This window comes from Pontiella sp. (genome assembly GCF_041622395.1).
GTDB lineage: Bacteria > Verrucomicrobiota > Kiritimatiellia > Kiritimatiellales > Pontiellaceae > Pontiella.
Window position 1 is genome coordinate 1 of record NZ_JBFJYW010000349.1, and the last position, 3,534, is coordinate 3,534.

Annotated in this window: 3 protein-coding genes; all 3 read left to right on the forward strand. The window is 62.2% G+C overall.

The window, feature by feature from the left end; genetic code table 11:
• Nucleotides 1-365: DUF2202 domain-containing protein (locus tag ABYO54_RS15280; protein WP_372809101.1), on the forward strand; the 365-nt coding region annotated here is incomplete at its 5' end.
• Nucleotides 362-2,170 (forward strand): hypothetical protein, encoded by a 1,809-nt coding sequence (locus ABYO54_RS15285; protein ID WP_372809102.1) that lies wholly within the window; start codon nucleotides 362-364, stop codon nucleotides 2,168-2,170. The genes ABYO54_RS15280 and ABYO54_RS15285, both read left to right, overlap by 4 nt.
• 147 nt (nucleotides 2,171-2,317) lie before the next feature.
• Complete coding sequence (locus ABYO54_RS15290; RefSeq protein ID WP_372809103.1) at nucleotides 2,318-2,932, forward strand: DUF2202 domain-containing protein; 615 nt, start codon at nucleotides 2,318-2,320, stop codon at nucleotides 2,930-2,932.
• The last annotated feature ends 602 nt before the right edge of the window (nucleotides 2,933-3,534 follow it).

Here is a 3,534-nt window from a genome sequence, read left to right on the forward strand (position 1 = left end):
ACATGGACGCCGTCCTCGGCTTGTTGAACGCCTACGGCCTGAAAGACCCCGCCAAGGATAAGGCGGGCGAGTTCAATAATCCGGATTTGCAAAAGCTCTACGATGCGCTCGTTGAACGTGGGGCAAAGTCGCGCCAGGAGGCCTATCTGGTCGGTGCGTTGGTGGAAGAGATCGATATTCTCGACCTTCAGGACGCCATTAAGCAGTCCGAAAACGAAAGCATCCGCTCCGTGCTCGGGAATCTGCTCAGCGGATCGAAACGGCACCTGAATGCCTTTGTCCGCAACTATGAATCCGCCTCCGGAAAAACCTATGCCGCGCAGAAGATGCCGCAGGCCGAGGTGGATGGGATACTCGGTAGATGAAGCCACAAACCCTGCTGTTGCTCCTGGGGGTTGGCTTCGCCGGTTCCGCAGGTGGCGTAACAACCTGGCAAGGGGCAACCGCGGGCTATTGGGCGACCCGGCCCAACTGGGCGGGCGGGTTTCCGGGGAGCAACTCCACGGTGAGGCTCAACCACGAGAACCAAACCAATGCCTATACGGTCACCGTCCAGTCGGCGGCCATCGCGGACAAACTCTGGATCGATACCTACGGCGAGGTGCCCGTCCGCGTCCGCGTCGAAGCGGCCGGGAGCCTTCGGCTCAACAGCCTGCGCATGGGGTTCAAGGAAGACGACCGGGTTTCCGATTTTACGATTGATGGCGGAAGCGTGTGGGGGGTGGAACCGACCGATCCCGCGATAACCAACACCGCCTTTCTGGTCGGCAACAATCCCGGTTGCGTCGCCACCATGCGGGTGTTGAATCAAGGCGTGTTGTCCGTTCAGGGATCGAACGGCCTCATCGTGGCCAGCAGCAAACAGAGCTTCGGCCACCTCGCCGTGACCAACGGAAACCTGCTCGTCGGCGGTTCGCTGATCCTCGGGAAAGGGCCCGGTTCGAATGCCGGACTCACCATCGCCGGAACCTCCGCCGTCTCGATTGCCGGCGCGCTGCAGATCGCCAAGCTGGATAGCGGCGCCCTTATGCCAACGGGAACCGTGCACCTGGCCGCCGGCACGCTGGCGTGCCGCACCCTCAACGTCGCTGCGTTCGGGAACGGCGCCTTGACCCTCGCCGGCGGCGACCTCCTCGTCGGGGACGGCGGCATCACGGTCGGGCTCTCCAAGGCCGACGGTCGGCTCAACCTTTACGGCGGATCCCTCCGAACCACGAACGCCTTCATGAACATCGGCCATACCGATTCTTCCGGGATCCTCTCGATGAGCAATGGAACGGTCGCTGTGTCCGGCTCCGTCGGTGTCGGGTCGGGCAGCCGGTCGGAGGGACGGATCGATCTGTTTGGCGGATCGATTTCGGCCGGGCAGGTGATCGTCGGGGCGCCCATATCCGCCAGCGGCACCCTGAATCTCCATGGGGGCACCTTGGCCACGACCAACCTGCTGATTGGATCCGGCGGAACGGCCCAATGCAATCTCTACGGCGGGGAGTTGCTCGTCCTGGGGGCGGATTCGGCCTCGCTCCAGGTGTCGAACGGCTGCATCAATCTGCACCGGACCGTGCTGCAATGGGCGAGCGGCAATGTGACCGAGTGGGTCACCAATGCCATGGACGCCGGCACAATCTGCTTCGGCAACGGGTTTGCCGCGGGCACGTTCAGCACGAACGGATTCGATGGCCGCATCGTGAACGGCGACCGGGCGCTCTACTGGGATAATCTCGACAACGGGGCACAGTTTCCGCTGAGCGGAATCTGGCTGGAGTGGCTGGACGAAGCGTCCCCCTACGAAGCGTGGGCGGCGGACTTCAATCTCGGTCTGGCCCACCCGCTGGACGATTCCGATTCGGACGGCCTCGACAATCTCACCGAATATGCGCTCGGCGGCAACCCGACCAATGCCGCCGAAACCGGCATTTCGCCCACGGCGGCAATCCGCGCGGGCGCGGCACTGGAATACGTCTATCGCCGCCGCACCGATGCCGCCGCCCGCAACTTGGACTATGTGCTCGAAGCCACGACCAACCTCGTGGCCGGAAGCTGGTCGACCAACGGCATTGTTCCATTGGGAACCAGCGAAGCGGACGCCGGCTTTCAGCACGTGACGAACCAGCTCCCCGTCGCGCCCTGGCCCGCGCAGTTCATCCGGCTCCGCATCGGCATCGAATAGCCGGGCGATGCCGCCCAGCGATGGTGCGCAACGGCGGGCGCTGGCACCCATTCGCCGCCGCCGATTCCCCTAAACCCTTGAGAAATCCGCTTGGCACACCCCGTGCGGTTAAGCGCGGTTGGATCGCAAGCATGTAAGGAGATGACCATGGACAGGAACGCATTGTTGGCCCTCATCGTCGGGTGTGTGGTTACGGGCTGGATGCTCCAACCCGTTGTGGCGGGCAGAGGAAAAGACGACGGGGACGGGACCGCCTCGCTGACGGAACAGGAAGAGGCCGACCTGCTTTTCATGCGCGAGGAGGAAAAGCTCGCCCGCGATGTCTACATCGCTTTTCACGCCCTGTGGGGTACGCCGGTCTTCGAAAACATTTCCCGGTCGGAGCAACGGCACACGGATTCCGTGCTGGCCCTGCTTGATCGGTATGGACTCATCGATCCGGTCGACGAACACGGGGTTGGCGAGTTTGAAAACCAAGAGCTGCAGGAGCTCTACGACGAGCTGGTCGCCGACGGCGAAGTGTCCGAACTTGCCGCGCTCTTTGTCGGCGCTCTGATCGAGGAAGTCGATATCGAGGATATCTTGATCGCCATGGAGAGCACCGAAAAGCGCGATATCCACAATGTCTATGCCAACCTGCTGGCGGGGTCGGAAAACCATCTGGTTGCTTTCGTGGGCAACATCGAACAGCGGATCGATGGCGACTACGAAGCGCAGTACATCGCGCAAGACGCGGTCGATGCCATCCTTTCCGGCAACTGATTCCACGCAATCGCAAGGCGGTTCCGGCCCCCGTTCGTTTCTCCTTCCGGTGGCCGGAACTTTTTTTGTATGCCCACCCCGATCTTTCGCAACGGGTGGAAAAGAGTCAGGGTATTGGAGCCCGTATTCTCCTGGAAAAGTGAATGAACCTTCGATGCTTACTGATAAGCACAGATTTCAGAACAGTCACCTGCTTCGGCGGGTGAGCGGGACTGGAATGGATAAGCGACCGCAAAGGCGCCATAGAAGGTTGGGAATGCTTGAGCAACGGGGTTAATTGACAACTCCAAAATCAGGATTTTTAACGGCTGAGCCACCTCGCAGCGGCGGCCATACTCTACCGCGCTACGCGCCGCAGTCCATTGTTTCCGGATTCATGCGTGGAGGGGCACGGGCTCCGTGCCTAGGTCGCAGGGCCTGCAACCCTCCAGCCGCACCGCAATTCGTGGAGCAGGCATCCTTGCCTGCTCAAGGGCAGGCAGAGATGCCTGCCCCACAGTCGCAGGGCCTGCGCCTGCGCCCCGGGATCGGCGATCCCGACTTACACAGCACCCGGCGCCAAACGGCTTGGCGGCGGGGCCGGCGGGCCGCTTCGACCCCGA

What these genes read in the sequence shown, in the direction of transcription:
- ABYO54_RS15285 (WP_372809102.1), top strand. Translation starts at nt 362, where the DNA reads ATGAAGCCACAAACCCTGCTGTTGCTCCTGGGGGTTGGCTTCGCCGGT.
- ABYO54_RS15290 (WP_372809103.1), top strand. Translation starts at nt 2,318, where the DNA reads ATGGACAGGAACGCATTGTTGGCCCTCATCGTCGGGTGTGTGGTTACG.